The sequence below is a fragment of the Kribbella sp. CA-247076 genome, assembly GCF_050942445.1.
Taxonomy (GTDB): domain Bacteria; phylum Actinomycetota; class Actinomycetes; order Propionibacteriales; family Kribbellaceae; genus Kribbella.
In genome coordinates this window covers 6,157,695-6,170,915 of record NZ_CP192051.1, presented here as the reverse complement: position 1 = coordinate 6,170,915, position 13,221 = coordinate 6,157,695, and the positions used below count along the sequence as shown (strand labels likewise).

General features: G+C 70.9%; 14 protein-coding genes. 10 read left to right on the top strand and 4 right to left on the bottom strand.

Features of this window, described 5'->3' with window-relative positions:
- The first annotated feature begins 7 nt into the window (after positions 1–7).
- From ACQPYZ_RS29195 to ACQPYZ_RS29180, 4 genes are read left to right on the top strand one after another with little or no spacing between them, the layout of a single operon-like run.
- Entirely contained in the window at positions 8–763 is a 756-nt protein-coding gene (locus tag ACQPYZ_RS29195; RefSeq protein WP_433161723.1) for a phytanoyl-CoA dioxygenase family protein, read from the top strand.
- Positions 760–1,569 carry a Rossmann-like domain-containing protein gene (locus tag ACQPYZ_RS29190; protein ID WP_433161722.1) on the top strand — a complete coding sequence of 270 codons (810 nt, stop codon included), beginning with the start codon at positions 760–762 and terminating at the stop codon, positions 1,567–1,569. Before ACQPYZ_RS29195 ends, ACQPYZ_RS29190 begins: the two co-directional genes overlap by 4 nt.
- The gene (locus ACQPYZ_RS29185; RefSeq protein WP_433161720.1) at positions 1,566–2,909 is read left to right on the top strand and encodes an MFS transporter; all 1,344 of its coding nucleotides are present in this window, start codon (positions 1,566–1,568) and stop codon (positions 2,907–2,909) included. Before ACQPYZ_RS29190 ends, ACQPYZ_RS29185 begins: the two co-directional genes overlap by 4 nt.
- A 20-nt stretch (positions 2,910–2,929) precedes the next feature.
- A complete protein-coding gene (locus tag ACQPYZ_RS29180; RefSeq protein WP_433161718.1) occupies positions 2,930–3,604 on the top strand; it encodes a DUF1707 SHOCT-like domain-containing protein in 675 nt (224 codons plus the stop codon).
- A gap of 3 nt (positions 3,605–3,607) precedes the next feature.
- Here the strand turns inward: ACQPYZ_RS29180 and ACQPYZ_RS29175 are convergent, their stop codons facing one another.
- Positions 3,608–5,158 carry a dolichyl-phosphate-mannose--protein mannosyltransferase gene (locus ACQPYZ_RS29175; RefSeq protein ID WP_433169784.1) on the bottom strand — a complete coding sequence of 517 codons (1,551 nt, stop codon included), beginning with the start codon at positions 5,156–5,158 and terminating at the stop codon, positions 3,608–3,610.
- Between the two features lie 183 nt (positions 5,159–5,341).
- Between ACQPYZ_RS29175 and rsmI the strand changes: the two genes are divergently transcribed.
- Both rsmI and metG read left to right on the top strand, forming a co-directional pair.
- On the top strand, positions 5,342–6,196 hold the full coding sequence (gene rsmI, locus ACQPYZ_RS29170) for a 16S rRNA (cytidine(1402)-2'-O)-methyltransferase (protein WP_433161716.1): 855 nt from the start codon (positions 5,342–5,344) through the stop codon (positions 6,194–6,196).
- A gap of 29 nt (positions 6,197–6,225) precedes the next feature.
- Positions 6,226–7,791, top strand: coding sequence for a methionine--tRNA ligase (gene metG, locus ACQPYZ_RS29165; RefSeq protein ID WP_433161713.1), 1,566 nt, complete (start codon positions 6,226–6,228; stop codon positions 7,789–7,791).
- A 1-nt stretch (position 7,792) separates the two neighbouring features.
- On the opposite strand, the gene ACQPYZ_RS29160 is transcribed toward metG, so the two are convergent.
- From ACQPYZ_RS29160 to sigJ, 3 genes are all read right to left on the bottom strand, one after another.
- Positions 7,793–8,287, bottom strand: coding sequence for a nitroreductase/quinone reductase family protein (locus tag ACQPYZ_RS29160; protein ID WP_433161711.1), 495 nt, complete (start codon positions 8,285–8,287; stop codon positions 7,793–7,795).
- Complete coding sequence (locus tag ACQPYZ_RS29155) at positions 8,284–9,462, bottom strand: NAD(P)/FAD-dependent oxidoreductase (protein ID WP_433161710.1); 1,179 nt, start codon at positions 9,460–9,462, stop codon at positions 8,284–8,286. The genes ACQPYZ_RS29160 and ACQPYZ_RS29155 overlap by 4 nt, the downstream gene beginning before the upstream one ends.
- A 93-nt stretch (positions 9,463–9,555) precedes the next feature.
- Positions 9,556–10,500 (bottom strand): RNA polymerase sigma factor SigJ, encoded by a 945-nt coding sequence (gene sigJ / locus ACQPYZ_RS29150; protein WP_433161707.1) that lies wholly within the window; start codon positions 10,498–10,500, stop codon positions 9,556–9,558.
- Between the two features lie 156 nt (positions 10,501–10,656).
- Between sigJ and ACQPYZ_RS29145 the strand changes: the two genes are divergently transcribed.
- The 4 genes from ACQPYZ_RS29145 to ACQPYZ_RS29130 are packed head-to-tail and all read left to right on the top strand — an operon-like array spanning position 10,657 to position 13,212.
- Positions 10,657–11,073 (top strand): DoxX family protein, encoded by a 417-nt coding sequence (locus ACQPYZ_RS29145; protein ID WP_433161705.1) that lies wholly within the window; start codon positions 10,657–10,659, stop codon positions 11,071–11,073.
- A 29-nt stretch (positions 11,074–11,102) separates the two neighbouring features.
- On the top strand, positions 11,103–11,525 hold the full coding sequence (locus ACQPYZ_RS29140; protein WP_433161703.1) for a hypothetical protein: 423 nt from the start codon (positions 11,103–11,105) through the stop codon (positions 11,523–11,525).
- A gap of 5 nt (positions 11,526–11,530) precedes the next feature.
- Positions 11,531–11,911 carry a YciI family protein gene (locus ACQPYZ_RS29135; protein ID WP_433169782.1) on the top strand — a complete coding sequence of 127 codons (381 nt, stop codon included), beginning with the start codon at positions 11,531–11,533 and terminating at the stop codon, positions 11,909–11,911.
- Positions 11,912–11,913: 2 nt separating this feature from the next.
- Positions 11,914–13,212: an RNA polymerase sigma factor gene (locus ACQPYZ_RS29130; protein ID WP_433161702.1), complete on the top strand. Its 1,299-nt coding sequence runs from the start codon at positions 11,914–11,916 to the stop codon at positions 13,210–13,212.
- Positions 13,213–13,221 lie beyond the last annotated feature (9 nt).

The window sequence follows — 13,221 nt, the reverse complement described above, 5'->3', positions numbered from 1 at the left end:
GGGTGAGATGACGGGGTATGTGGTGCTTCCGGAGTTGTTCACGGCAACCGAGGTCGACCGGTTGCGCGGCGTGGTCGAGCAGGTGCACGCGGAGGTCGTGTCCGCCGCCGAGTCCGGCGAGACCGACGTCACGGTCTGGCCGGACGGGCACCGGCTGGAGAAGGTGCGCGGGACAACAATCCACTGGGAGCCCGGCCTGACCGGCAAGGCGGTCCGCAGCCTGTCGCCGGTGTCGCAGTTGCATCCGGCGCTGGAGGAGTTGTGGGACGAGCCGCGGCTGACCGGGCCGATGGGCTCGCTGATCGGCGCGCCGGCCGGGCGGTTCGTGGCCAAGCTCAACTTCAAGCGGGCCGGGGTCGGTTCGGAGTTCGCCTGGCACCAGGACTTCCCGTACTGGTACTGCTGCGCCGGTGAGGCGGCGTACGACATCGCGACCGCGATCGTGATGCTCGACGACAACACCGTCGCGAACGGCGCGATGACGGTGATTCCGGGGAGTCCCGCGGAGGGCCCGGTCCGCCGGGACCCGCGGGACCCGACCGGCCTGCTGGTGGATCCGCTCGCCGTCGACGCGTCCCGCGCAGTGGTGGTCGAGGCGCCGGCCGGGTCGGTCCTCATGTTCCCCGGGCTGATGGTGCACCGCTCGGCGCCGAACCGGACCCCGTCCGACCGCCGCTCCCTGCTGTACTGCTTCCAGCCCGCGGGTCGTCCAGAGTTGTCCGCCCTGACCTACGACCCCGAAAGGCTGGCCGATCTGCCATGACCGCTTCCGTGGCCGACCTCACCTCCTCCGTCCTCGACGGTTCCCTCGGCGTACCCCCGGCCGAGCTGTCCGTCACGTCGGCCTTCTGGCTCCACCACACCACCCGCCTGCCCGGTGTGGACGTGACCTACCGGAACTACTACGTCCTGCTCCGGGTCGGCGAGGTGTTCGGTGCCTGCTCCTTCGAGGCGGGTGAGCTCGACCCGTCGTACTGCGCGGACACGTCCGGGCTCACGCTGGACGACGTACTGCGGTCGGACGCGGCCTTGCCGGTGCGGATCGCGGCGCTGGACGCCTATCTCGCCGCCCTCGAGCCGCACCATGCGTCGCCGGTGGCCGAGGAGATCGTGCTTCCTGCCGGTACGCCGGACGTCCGCGCACGGGCCCGGGACGCCGCCGTCGCCGGGCTGCTGGATGTTGCTGAGGGCACCAAGGTGGCGCTGATCGGGGTGGTGAACCCGCTGGTCGACGCGATCACCGCGCGAGGTGGGGTCTGCCTGCCGTGTGACTTCAATCTGCGCGAGACCGCGTCCGGACTGCCGGTTTCCCGCGACATGACGGCCGTTGTCGACGACGCCGACGCGGTCGTCGCCACCGGAATGACGTTGTCCAACGGGACGTTCGACGTCCTCCTCGATCGTTGCCGTGAGCAAGCGAAATCACTGGTCGTCTATGCTCAGACCGGAAGCGCCGTGATCCGGTCCTTCCTCGGCGCCGGCGTCACCGCCCTCTCCGCCGAACCGTTCCCCTTCTCCCAGTTCAGCTCCCGCCCGAGCAGCCTCTACCGCTACAGGACGGCCCCATGAGCAGCACCCACAACTCACCCCCCGACCTCCACCCAGGCCCGACCCCGGCCGTCCCGTCGCACCCGGCCACCCAGCCGCGTCCAGGCGCGAACTCCGCAACCACGCAGGGCGCCGGCTCCACCAGCTCCACCTCCGCGGCCGCGCGCAGCGCGGTCGCGGAGGTGCCGGGGGACTGGCGGATGGCTCGGCGGTTGTGGCCGTTCCTCCTGGCCTCAGCGGTGAGCCTGATCCCGTTCACCGTGTTCGGGATGTACCTGGTGCCGATCGCAGGCGCGGCCGGCGGGAAGGTGGCGGAGATCGGCGGGCTGCGGGGGCTCGGTGGTCTCGCGGCGTTGATCGTCGGGTTCGCGCTGGCACCGCTGATCGACCGGATCGCCCGCGAGCTGGTTGCCGCCGGTGGGCTGGCCCTGCTGGGCATCTCGGCCGCGTTGGGTGCCGTGGGCAACGTGTTCGCGCTGGCCGCGTTCTGCCTGCTGATTGGCGCCTCGACCTCGATCCTCGCGCCGTCGATCGGTGCCGCGGCGGCCGACCGCTTCGCGACCCCGGCCGCCGCCGGGCGGGCGGCGACGCTGGTCTCCGCGACCACGTCGGCGATGGCGATGCTGGCCGCCCCCGTCCTCGCCGTACCCGGGCTGCTCTGGGGCTGGCGCGGCAACCTGCTCGCCGCGTCGGCAGTCTCGCTCGCACTCTCGACGGCCTTCTTCGTCCGCGGCCGCGGACGGAAGGCACCGCTGCGGGCGGACGGGGGCGGACGGATGAGCTATCTGGCGACGTACCGCGAGCTAGCCCGCATCCCCGGTGCCCTCCCGCTGCTGGTGGTCGCCATGCTGCGGACCGCCGCGTTCATGGGTTACCTCGCCTACCTGGCCGCGTTCTACGACGAGAAGTTCGAGCTCGCGCCGGGCTGGTTCGCGCTGGTCTGGTCGCTCAGCGGGGCCTCGTTCTTCGTCGGCAACCTGTTGGCCGGCCGCTACATCGCGCTCGAGCGCCCGTGGATCGGCCCGGAGAAGATGCTCCTGATCGGCCTCGCAGTCGCGCTCACCACCGTGTCGGGGTTCTACTTCTCACCGACCCTTCCACTGACCCTGCTGCTCACCGCGCTGATGGGCGCCAGCCACGCCACGGTCGCCGCTTGCGTCACCACACTGCTCGTCCGCCGCAGTGGCGACCTCCGCGGTTCGGCGCTGAGCATCAACGCCGCCGGGATGAGCCTCGGCACCTTCCTCGGCGCCGCGCTCGGCGGGCTCGGCCTGGGCCTCGGTGGATACCCCGGCACCGCCCTGACTTTCGCGTCGATCACCCTGATAGCGGTCCTTTTCTCACTGCGGGTTCGCCGCTGAGGGGTTTATTCTTCCGTCTTATGGAGAACCTGCCCGACCGCCCGCACCCGCACGCACATCTGCGCGCGTCCGACACCGATCGCGACCGCGTGGTCGACGTACTGCGGTACGCGCTGATGTCCGGCCGGTTGACGCAGGACGAGCACGCCGATCGGCTCGAGCAGACCCTGCAGGCGCGCACCCTGGGCGAGCTGGAGCCGATCACGCAGGATCTCGTCGTACCTCAGCAGGCGATGCCGGCGCCGACCGCCGCGCCGTCCAACAGCCCGGTCCCGATCGAGGAGCCGGCCAACCCGTCGGACAGCTTCGACACGCTGTTCGCGATCTTCGGCGGCGGCGAGCGGAAGGGCCGGTGGCGGGTCAAGCGGCGGACCAACGCGGTCGCGATCTTCGGCGGGCACGACCTGGACATGACCGACGCGGTGTTCGAGGGCCGCGAGGTGACGATCTGGGCGTTCGCCGTGTTCGGCGGCATCGACCTGACCGTCCCGGACGCGATCGAGGTCCGCAACCAGGGCGTCGGCATTTTCGGCGGCTTCGGCGCCCGGGGCGGCGACTCACCCGACCCGAACGCGCCGGTGGTCGTCGTCAAGGGGCTGGCGCTGTTCGGCGGCGTCGGCGGTCAGGTCTCCTCCAAGCGCCACAAGAAGCGCTTCAAGAACCAGGGCGGCCACGGCCAACTCGGCCACTGCTGATTCTTAGATCCAGGACTTGAACCACATCCGGCTGAGCCATTCGGGGTGCGGCAGGACCTCGTCGGTCAGGATCGGCCAGATGTAGGCGAAGTTCAGCACGACCAGGACCACGAACGCGCCGACGACCGCGCTGCCGATCAGCCGGCGTGGGCTCGCCGGGCCGCGGCCGGTCCGCGCCGGGCCGAGAATCTTCCCGAGGACGAGCGCCAGCGCCATCACCGTGAACGGGACCATCGTGACCGCGTAGAAGAAGAAGATCGGCCGGTCGTCGAACGCGAACCACGGCACCCAGCAGGTGACGTAGCCGACGATCGGGATGCCGAACCGCCAGTCCCGCTGGCCTATCCAGAAGACCAGCGCGGCGATCAGCGCCAGCGCGCCGCCCCACCACAGCAGCGGGGTGCCGAGGGCGGAGATCACCGACAGGCAGTTCGTCCCGGCCGGCGCGTCGCAGCCCGCCGTACCCGGCTTGATGTCGTTGACCGCGTCGAACCCGATCGGGCGCGCGATGATCGGCCAGCCGGCCGGGTTCGAGGCGTACGGGTGAGTGGCGTTGTTGATGTAGTCGCCGGTGTGGAACGCGAGCACTTCCTGGTGGTAGTGGATCAGTGACCGGAAGTCGTCCGGGACCACCTGCATCACGCCGTGCGCCGGGTTCTTGGAGGCGTAGTCGTGGTCGTACGCGTTGTCGTTGAGCAACCAGCCGGTCCAGGTCGCGGTGTAGGTGACGAGCGCGACGAACACGATGCTGAGGAACGCCGGGATGCCGTCCACCAGCGCCGACTTCACGAACGCGTGCCGTACGCCGAGCGCCCGCCGGGCCCCGAAGTCCCAGGCGAACACGAGGATGCCGAAGCCGGCGATCACCCAGACCGCGGACCACTTGGTCCCGAGCGCGAGCCCGAAGCACACGCCGGCCGCGATCCGCCACGGCCGGATGAGCAGCCAGCGGCCGAGGGTACGGCGCTCGCCGTCGGGCGTCGGCGTGTCGAGTGAGTCCGCGTGCCGCCGCCTGGTCCAGTCGCGGTCGGCGACCAGACACGAGATCGCGGCGACCAGCCAGAACGCCAGGAAGATGTCGAGCAGCGCGACCCGGGACATGACGAAGTGCAGGCCGTCGACCGCGAGCAGCAGGCCGGCGATGCAGCCGATCAGGGTGGACCGGGTCATCCGCCGTACGGTCCGGATCAGCAGCAGCACGGTCAGGGTGCCGAACAGGGCCGGCATGAACCGCCAGCCGAACGTGTTCATCCCGAACAGCTGCTCGCCGCCGGCGATCATCCACTTGCCGACCTCGGGGTGCACGGTCAGGCTCGGGGTGTCCTTGAAGACGTCCAGGTTGCCGGCCAGGATCGCCTTGTCCGCGGCGCCCTCCGGCTGGTCGATGAACTGCCGCGCGTAGCCGAACTTGAGCAGGCTGAACGCGTCCTTGGCGTAGTACGTCTCGTCGAAGACGAACTTCACCGGGTCGCCGAGGTGCCAGAACCGCAGGAACCCGGCCAGCGCGGTGATCGCCAGGGTCGCGATCCAGCCGCCCTCGAAGTCCCTCGGCATCGGCGGGTACAGCCGCTCCTTGAGCGGTGGCAGCCGCCGCCCGAGCACATCCCGCCCGAGCGCGTCCCGCCCCTCGGCGCCATCCACCCGCCGAGCAGCCCCGTCCTCGATCACAGCAGTCACGCCCGCCATGGTACGGAGCCCGGAGTAGCACTGCGCCGGGCCGTGTCGTCGCAGGCTGCGATGATGGGGCCCGTGAGCGGGCGATTGGTGTTGGCGGGGAGTCCTATTGGGGACGTGTCCGATGCGTCGCCTCGGCTGGGGAGGGTGTTGGGGGAGGCCGATGTGGTGGCGGCCGAGGATACGCGGCGGTTGCGGCGGTTGACGGGGGAGTTGGGGATCGCGCCGCGGGGGCGGGTGGTCAGTTACTTCGAGGGGAACGAGCGGGAGCGGACGCCGGAGCTGCTGGCGGCGCTGACCGCGGGGCAGACCGTGGTCGTGGTGACGGACGCGGGGATGCCGAGCGTCTCGGATCCCGGATACCGATTGGTGGCCGCGGCGATCGAGGCCGGCGTGGACGTCACCGCCGTACCCGGGCCGTCGGCCGTGCTGACCGCGCTGGCGCTGTCCGGGCTTCCGGTGGACCGGTTCACCTTCGAAGGCTTCCTGCCGCGCAAGCCCGGGGAGCGGGCCCGCCGGTTGACCGAGCTGAAGGACGAGCCCCGGACGATGGTCTTCTTCGAGGCGCCGCACCGGTTGACCCAGTCCCTGGAGGCCATGGGCGACGCCTTCGGCTCGGACCGGCGGGCGGCGGTCTGCCGGGAGCTGACCAAGACGTACGAAGAGGTGAAGCGCGGCCCGTTCGACGAGCTCGTCGCCTGGTCCGCCGCCGGCGTCCGCGGCGAGATCACGGTGGTCGTGGCCGGTGCGGACCCGGACCGGACGATGACCCCGGAAAAGCTGGCGGCCGAGGTCGCGGTCGACGAGGAGGCGGGGACGCCCCGGAAGCAGGCCATCGCGGACGTCGCCAAGCGCTTCAACGTCCCCAAACGGACCGTGTACGACGCCGTGCTCGCCGCCCGGGACCCTGGTCGGTAGCACTGGCGCGCGGCACTACTCTTTATGGCATGTCCGAGAAGGCCTATTACGTCACCACCCCGATCTACTACGTCACCGCGGCGCCGCACATCGGCAGCGCGTACACGACGGTGGCCGGGGACGTCCTCACCCGGTGGCACGCCCAGCGCGGCGAGCGGAAGTGGTACCTGACCGGGACCGACGAGCACGGCGAGAAGGTGATGCGCAGCGCGCAGGCCCAGGGCATGACGCCGAAGGAGTGGACCGACAAGCTGGTCGAGGAGGCCTGGAAGCCGGCCTGGGTGGACGTCGACATCGCGTACGACGACTTCATCCGGACCACCGAGCAGCGGCACACCGAGCGGGTCCGCGAGTTCTGGCAGCGGCTGTACGACAAGGGCGACGTCTACAAGGGCGAGTACGAGGGCCTGTACTGCGTCGGCTGCGAGGAGTTCAAGCTGCCCGCCGACATCCGGGTCGACGAGGACGGCACCCAGCGCTGCATGATCCACGGCACCGAGCTGGAGACGGTGTCCGAGACGAACTACTTCTTCCGGCTCTCGGCGTACGCCGACAAGCTGCTCGAGCTGTACGAGTCGCAGCCCGACTTCGTGGCGCCCGCGAGCGCGCGCAACGAGGTGATCGCGTTCGTCAAGCAGGGCCTGCAGGACCTGTCGATCACGCGGTCGACGTTCGACTGGGGTATCCCGGTCCCGTGGGACGAGGACCACGTCCTCTACGTCTGGATCGACGCGCTGCTGAACTACGTGACCGCGGCCGGGTACGGCACCGACCCGGAGCGGTTCGAGCAGCTGTGGCCGGTCGACGTCCACCTGGTCGGCAAGGACATCCTCCGGTTCCACGCGGTGATCTGGCCGGCCATGCTGATGGCCGCCGAGGTCGCGGTGCCGCGGCAGGTGTTCGCGCACGGCTGGCTGCTGGTCGGCGGCGAGAAGATGAGCAAGTCCAAGCTGACCGCGATCGCGCCGCACGAGATCACCGACCACTTCGGCTCCGACGCCTTCCGGTACTACTTCCTGCGGACGATCCAGTTCGGCTCGGACGGCTCGTTCTCATGGGAGCACCTGAGCGCGGTCTACACCTCCGAGCTCGCCAACGGCCTGGGCAACCTGGCCAGCCGGATCGCGGCCATGGTCGGCAAGTACTTCGACGGCGCGCTGCCGGAGCCGACGGACCACGGCCCGGCCGAGCAGGCGCTCGCGGACAAGCTCGCGCAGACGGTGGCGACCGCCGACAAGGCGCTGGACACGCTGGCGTTCCACGACGCGCTGGCGGCGATCAACGACCTGGTCGGTGCGATCAACGGGTACGTGACCGAGCAGGAGCCGTGGAAGGTTGCGAAGGACGAGTCCCGGCGGGACCGGCTGGCCACGATCCTGTACTCGGCGGCCGAGGCGCTGCGGGCGGTCGCCGTACTGCACAACCCGACGATGCCGAAGACGTCCGCGAAGCTGTGGACGTTGCTCGGCGCCGAGGACAAGCTCGGCGCGCTGCCCGACCAGCGGGTCCAGGACGCCGGCACCTGGGGCCAGCTCCCGGCCGGCGCCGTACTGACCAAGGGCGACCCGCTGTTCCCGCGCCTCGAGGAGTCCTGAGCTAGCGGGGTCGCAGCCGCAGGACCGGGATTGTGCGGTGTGAGGCCCAGCGGCCGTAGTGGCTGAAGCCGGGGAACAGCTCTTCGGCGCGGCGGTAGTCCCGGTCGCGGTCCGCGCCGTGCAACTCGTGGGCGACGACCTCGGTCCGTACGCCGTCGACCAGGATCGTCGCGTGCGGGTCGCCCCGCAGATTGTGGTACCACGCCGGGTGATGCGGCCGGCCGTAGTTGGAGGCGATTACGATGATCTCCGATCCGTCGGGCACCCCCAGCACGGGGACCGTCCGGGGCAGGCCGGTCCGCGCACCGGTCGTGGTCAGCATGGTGACCTTGATCCCGGCGAGCCACGCTGTCGCGGTCGTCCGGCCCTGGCTCGCGCGATAGACGAGCTGGTCGAGCGGTTGCTGGATCACGCCGTACAGCCGGGCCATCGGCCGGGTCGACGCGGTCCAGCGCACCGCCCGATGGAAGACCGCGGCCTGCCGGTAGGACTTCACATGATCACGCTATCCGCCGCCGGCAGGCGCGTCACGCGGCGGCGGCGGGTGGGGAGGCCGAGCATCGGGTTGGTGACGCCCCAGGCTGCGCTCTTGCAGACGAGTTCCTTGTAGACGGCGGCTGCGCGGCCGCGGAGTGAGAAGCTCAGGGTCTGGTCGTCGGCGGTCACGTACTGGATGAGGCCCTCTTTGCGGCCGAGGCTGATGCACTGGTTGAAGTAGCGCAGCGGCGCGTTCCGGCGCTTCGCCCCGGTCAGTCGGGCGACGATCGCACCGCTCGCCTGCCACGCGGCCGGGGTGCCCGTGGCGCAGGACATCCGCAGCGGCTTGCCGGTGTCGCCCATCGCGTAGGCCGCGTCGCCGACGGCGTACACGTCGGGGTGCGAGACCGAGGCCATCAGGTCGTCGACCACGATCTGGCCGGTCGCGGTGGTCTCGAGCGAGGTCGCCGCCGCGATCGGATGTACGGCGAACCCCGCGGTCCAGACCGTCGCCGCCGACGGGAGGACCGTGCCGTCGCGGGTGACGACCGCGCCGGGCTCCACCCGGGCGATCTCGGTGTGCTCGCGCACGGTGATGCCGAGGCCGGCGAAGACCTTCCGCAGGTGCGCCTGCGCCTTCGGCGACACCCAGTCGCCCAGCCCGCCGCTCGCCACCAGCGACACCTTCAGATCGGGCCGAGCCTCGGCGAACTCGGTCGCCGCCTCGATCCCGGTCAGGCCGCCGCCGACCACCGTCACCGGCTGACCCGCAGCCAGGCCGGCCAGATGTTCGCGCAGTTCCAGCGCCCCCGCCCGGCTCGCGATCTGGTGGGCGTCCTCGGCGGCCCCGGGTACGCCGTGGTCGTTCCAGCGGCTGCCGAGCGCGTACACCAACGTGTCGTACGTCAGTTCGTCCGCGCTGTCGGCGAGGGTGACGGTCTTGCGATCGACGTCGACGCCGGTCACCCGGGTGACGCGCAGTTCGACGCCGGTGCCCGCGAACATCGCGTCCAGCGGGCGCGGCGTGAGCTCCTGGCCGGTCGCGAGCTGGTGCATCCGGACCCGCTCGACGAAGTCGGGCTCGGCGTTGACGAGGGTGATGCGGACGTCGCCGGGGTGCAGTCGCCGGGCCAGACGGCCCGCGGCGATGGCACCGGTGTAGCCGGCGCCGAGGACGACGATGTGGTGCTTCATATCCGGGGCTCCTGTCTGCGTGGGGTCGCGTCCTGAACCGGACGGACCCCGGATTACTGACACGTCCGAGCTATGAAGCAGGTCACACCGTGCTCACCACGCCCGCAGCAGTGGTTCGCCGTGGTCGGCGGAGTTCCAGCGGGCGGTCGCGCGGGCGAGTTTGTCGGGGTTGACCGCGCTGCGGACGGCGGTGATCCCGTCGGCGGTGACCTCGAGCACCATCACGCCGACGACCTGGCCGTCCAGCAGGACGACGACCGCGGGCTCGCCGTTCGCGACTCCGGCGTACAGGTCGGGCCGGCCGCCGATCAGCGCCCGCTTGTGCTCGGCGGGCTTGAAGAGACCGCGCAGGAACTTCGCGACCGCGAGGGCACCGGTGTACGGCGTGGCCTTGGCCGGAACCGTGCCGCCGCCGTCGCCGATCGCGATCGCGTCGCCGGTCAGCAGTTTCACCAGCGGCTCGGTGCGGCCGCTGGTCGCGGCGGCGAGGAACTCCTCGACGATGCGCCGGGCCGCGGACTCGTCGACCGCTGTCCGCGTCCGTCCGGCGGCCAGGTGCTTCTTCGCCCGGTGGAAGATCTGCTGGCTGGACGCTTCGGTGAGGTCGAGGATCTCGGCGATCTCGCGGTGCGGGTAGTCGAACGCCTCCCGCAGTACGTAGACCGCCCGCTCGTTCGGCGTCAGTCGCTCCATCAGGGTGAGGACGGCGATCGACACCGACTCACGCTGCTCGACGGTGTCGGCCGGACCGAGCAGCGGGTCGCCGGCCAGCAGCGGCTCGGGCAGCCACTCGCCGACGTAGGTCTCCCGGCGAGCTCGTGCCGAGGTGAGCTGGTTGAGGCACAGGTTCGTGAGCACCTTGGTCAGCCACGCCTCGGGAACCTCGATCCGCTCGCGATCCGCCGCCTGCCAGCGCAGGAAGGTCTCCTGTACGGCGTCCTCGGCCTCGCTCGCCGCACCGAGCAGGCGGTAGGCGATGGCCCCGAGCCGGGGCCGGGCGGCCTCGAACAGGTCGACGTCGCTGACAGTCAAGGACATGCGTCAACCGTAGCCCGCAACCCCGGGACGCCGGGGTGAACGTCGTGCCGCCGGACGGCCCAGAAAAAACTTCGGGGAATTTCCGACCGGCTGTCGAGAACAGCCGGGCGGTTCCGATGACGGGGTGAACGCACACCTCGACATTCGGAGCAGATCATGACTTACCTCGACATCCGTTCGACCGACCGCCCCGCGACCGCCGCCCGTCCGGGCCGGGTGCGGAAGGTGGCCCTCGTCGTCACCCAGGTGGCCCTGGCGGCGCAGTTCCTCGCCGGTGGCGCGAGCAAGCTGGCCGGCAGCGAGCAGATGGTGACGCTGTTCGACGACATCGGCGCGGGGCAGTGGCTGCGGCTGCTGGTCGGCGTCCTGGAGATCGCCGGCGGGATCGGCCTGCTGGTTCCCCGGCTCAGCGGTCTGGCCGCGACCGGACTGGTCGCGCTGATGGCCGGCGCGGTCGTCACCAACGTCTTCGTCCTCGGCATCGCCCCGGTCATGCCGTTGGTCTTCGGAGTCCTGGCGGCCGTCGTGGCCGTCGGCCGCCGTACCCAACTCACTGCCTTCGTCCGCCGCTGACAGCGCTGAAAACCCTGAGGAGAAATACGATGTCCGAGAACAACGGCAAGTCACCGGCAGAAGCCCTGCAGAGCCTGGCCCCGCTGATCGGCGAGTGGACCGTCAGCGGCCAGGGCCACGAAGGAACCGTCAGCTACGAGTGGTTCGACGGCCGCAACTTCATCGTCCAGCGGATCGAGCTCGGCGACGAGGGTCGCGGAATCGAGTACATCGGCCTGGACTCCGGCACCGGTAGACTCCGGTCCCACTTCTTCGGGACCAACGGCAAGATCCTGGAGTACACGTACGAACTGGCCGGCAGCACGTTGACGATCTGGTTCGGCGGGCCGGACTCGCCGGCGAAGTTCGTGGGCGAGTTCGACGCCGGCTTCACCGTCAACACCGGCGCCTGGCAGTGGCCCGGCGGCGGCTACGAGTCGACCATGACGCGTAAGGGCGGTGACGACCGGTGAAGTACATGATCATGACCTTCGGGGACGAGTCGGCCTGGGACACGCTGGGCCTGGGCGGCCGCGAGGCCACCTGGTCGCAGGAGGAGGTGGACGCGCACTTCCAGGCGATGGGCGAGTTCTACGCCGAGCTGGCCGCGAACGGCGAGCTGGTCACCGGCTTCGGGCTGGCGGACCCGTCGCACACGATGACGATCGAGATCGCCGACGGCCGCCCGGTCGCCTCGGACGGCCCGTACGCCGAGGCCAAGGAGGTGCTGGCCGGATTCGGGATCATCGACGTCGAGTCGCACGACCGGGCGGTCGAGCTGGCCGCGCGGTTCTCGGCGCTGGTCCAGACCCGGGTCGAGCTGCGGCCGGTGATGGAGCAGGGCGGCCAGGAGATGTGACGGTGGGCCCGGACCTTGCGGACGACGCAGCCGACGACACAGCCGTTAACGCGGCCGACGGACGCATCGAGGACCTGCTGCGCGAGCACGCGCCGCGGGTCCTCGCTGCCGTCACCCGCCGGTTCGGCCGGTTCGACGTCGCCGAGGACGCGGTCCAGGAGGCCCTGCTGGCCGCGGCCACCGGGTGGCCGGCCGACGGGATCCCACCGAACCCGGCGGCCTGGCTGACGACGGTCGCGGTCCGCCGGATGACCGACCTGCTGCGCAGCGAGCAGGCCCGGCGGCGGCGGGAGCAGCTGGACGCGACCCGGCAACTGCCCGACGACCTGCTCGGTCCGCCCGCCGACCGTGACGGGAGCGCGACCGAGCAGGACGACACGCTGGTCGTCCTGTTCCTCTGCTGCCACCCGGACGTGCAGCCGGCCAGCCAGCTGACCCTGACGCTCCGAGCGGTCGGTGGTCTGACGACGGCCGAGATCGCCCGCGCCCTGCTGCTTCCCGAGGCCACCGTCGCCCAGCGGATCAGCCGGGCCAAGCAACGGATCCAGCAGTCGGGGGCGAGATTCCGGCTGCCCGCGGGACCGGAACGCCAACGCCGGCTCGACGTGGTCATGCAGGTGCTGTACCTGATCTTCAACGAGGGCTACACCGCCTCGTCGGGCGAGACGCTCCAACGGGTCGAGCTCGCGTCCGAGGCGATCCGGCTCACCCGGATGCTCCGGGCCAAGCTCCCCGACGAGCCGGAGGTGGGTGGCCTGCTGGCCCTGATGCTGCTGACGCACGCCCGCCGGACGGCCCGGACCGGTCCGACCGGCGACCTGATTCCGCTCGCCGAGCAGGACCGGACGCGGTGGGACCGGTCGATGATCGCCGAGGGGATCGGCCTGCTCGAGGAGGTCCTGCCGCGTCGCAAGCCCGGGCCGTACCAGCTGCAGGCCGCGATCGCCGCCGTCCATGCCGAGTCCGACCGGTTCGCCGACACCGACTGGCGGCAGATCGTCGCGCTGTACGACGTACTCGTGCGGGTCTCCGCCGACCCGATGGCCAGGCTCAACGCCGCGGTCGCCGTGGCGATGCTGCGTGGACCGGCCGCCGGCCTCGAACGCCTCGACGCGCTGACCGCGGACCCGAAGCTGGCCGGCCATCACCGGCTGGCCGCGGTCCGCGCCCATCTGCTTGAGCAGTCCGGTGACTATGCAGCCGCCCGCGCGGCGTACGCCGAAGCCGCGAAGCGCACCACCAGCGCACCGGAGCAGCGCTACCTACGTACCCGCGCCGCCCAGTTGCCCGCTGAGCCGTAAAGCCGTCGC

Coding starts and splice junctions, on each gene's coding strand:
- ACQPYZ_RS29195 (WP_433161723.1), top strand. CDS start 8: ATGACGGGGTATGTGGTGCTTCCGGAGTTGTTCACGGCAACCGAGGTC.
- ACQPYZ_RS29190 (WP_433161722.1), top strand. CDS start 760: ATGACCGCTTCCGTGGCCGACCTCACCTCCTCCGTCCTCGACGGTTCC.
- ACQPYZ_RS29185 (WP_433161720.1), top strand. CDS start 1,566: ATGAGCAGCACCCACAACTCACCCCCCGACCTCCACCCAGGCCCGACC.
- ACQPYZ_RS29180 (WP_433161718.1), top strand. CDS start 2,930: ATGGAGAACCTGCCCGACCGCCCGCACCCGCACGCACATCTGCGCGCG.
- ACQPYZ_RS29175 (WP_433169784.1), bottom strand. CDS start 5,158: ATGCCGAGGGACTTCGAGGGCGGCTGGATCGCGACCCTGGCGATCACC.
- rsmI (WP_433161716.1), top strand. CDS start 5,342: ATGATGGGGCCCGTGAGCGGGCGATTGGTGTTGGCGGGGAGTCCTATT.
- metG (WP_433161713.1), top strand. CDS start 6,226: ATGTCCGAGAAGGCCTATTACGTCACCACCCCGATCTACTACGTCACC.
- ACQPYZ_RS29155 (WP_433161710.1), bottom strand. CDS start 9,462: ATGAAGCACCACATCGTCGTCCTCGGCGCCGGCTACACCGGTGCCATC.
- sigJ (WP_433161707.1), bottom strand. CDS start 10,500: ATGTCCTTGACTGTCAGCGACGTCGACCTGTTCGAGGCCGCCCGGCCC.
- ACQPYZ_RS29145 (WP_433161705.1), top strand. CDS start 10,657: ATGACTTACCTCGACATCCGTTCGACCGACCGCCCCGCGACCGCCGCC.
- ACQPYZ_RS29140 (WP_433161703.1), top strand. CDS start 11,103: ATGTCCGAGAACAACGGCAAGTCACCGGCAGAAGCCCTGCAGAGCCTG.
- ACQPYZ_RS29135 (WP_433169782.1), top strand. CDS start 11,531: ATGATCATGACCTTCGGGGACGAGTCGGCCTGGGACACGCTGGGCCTG.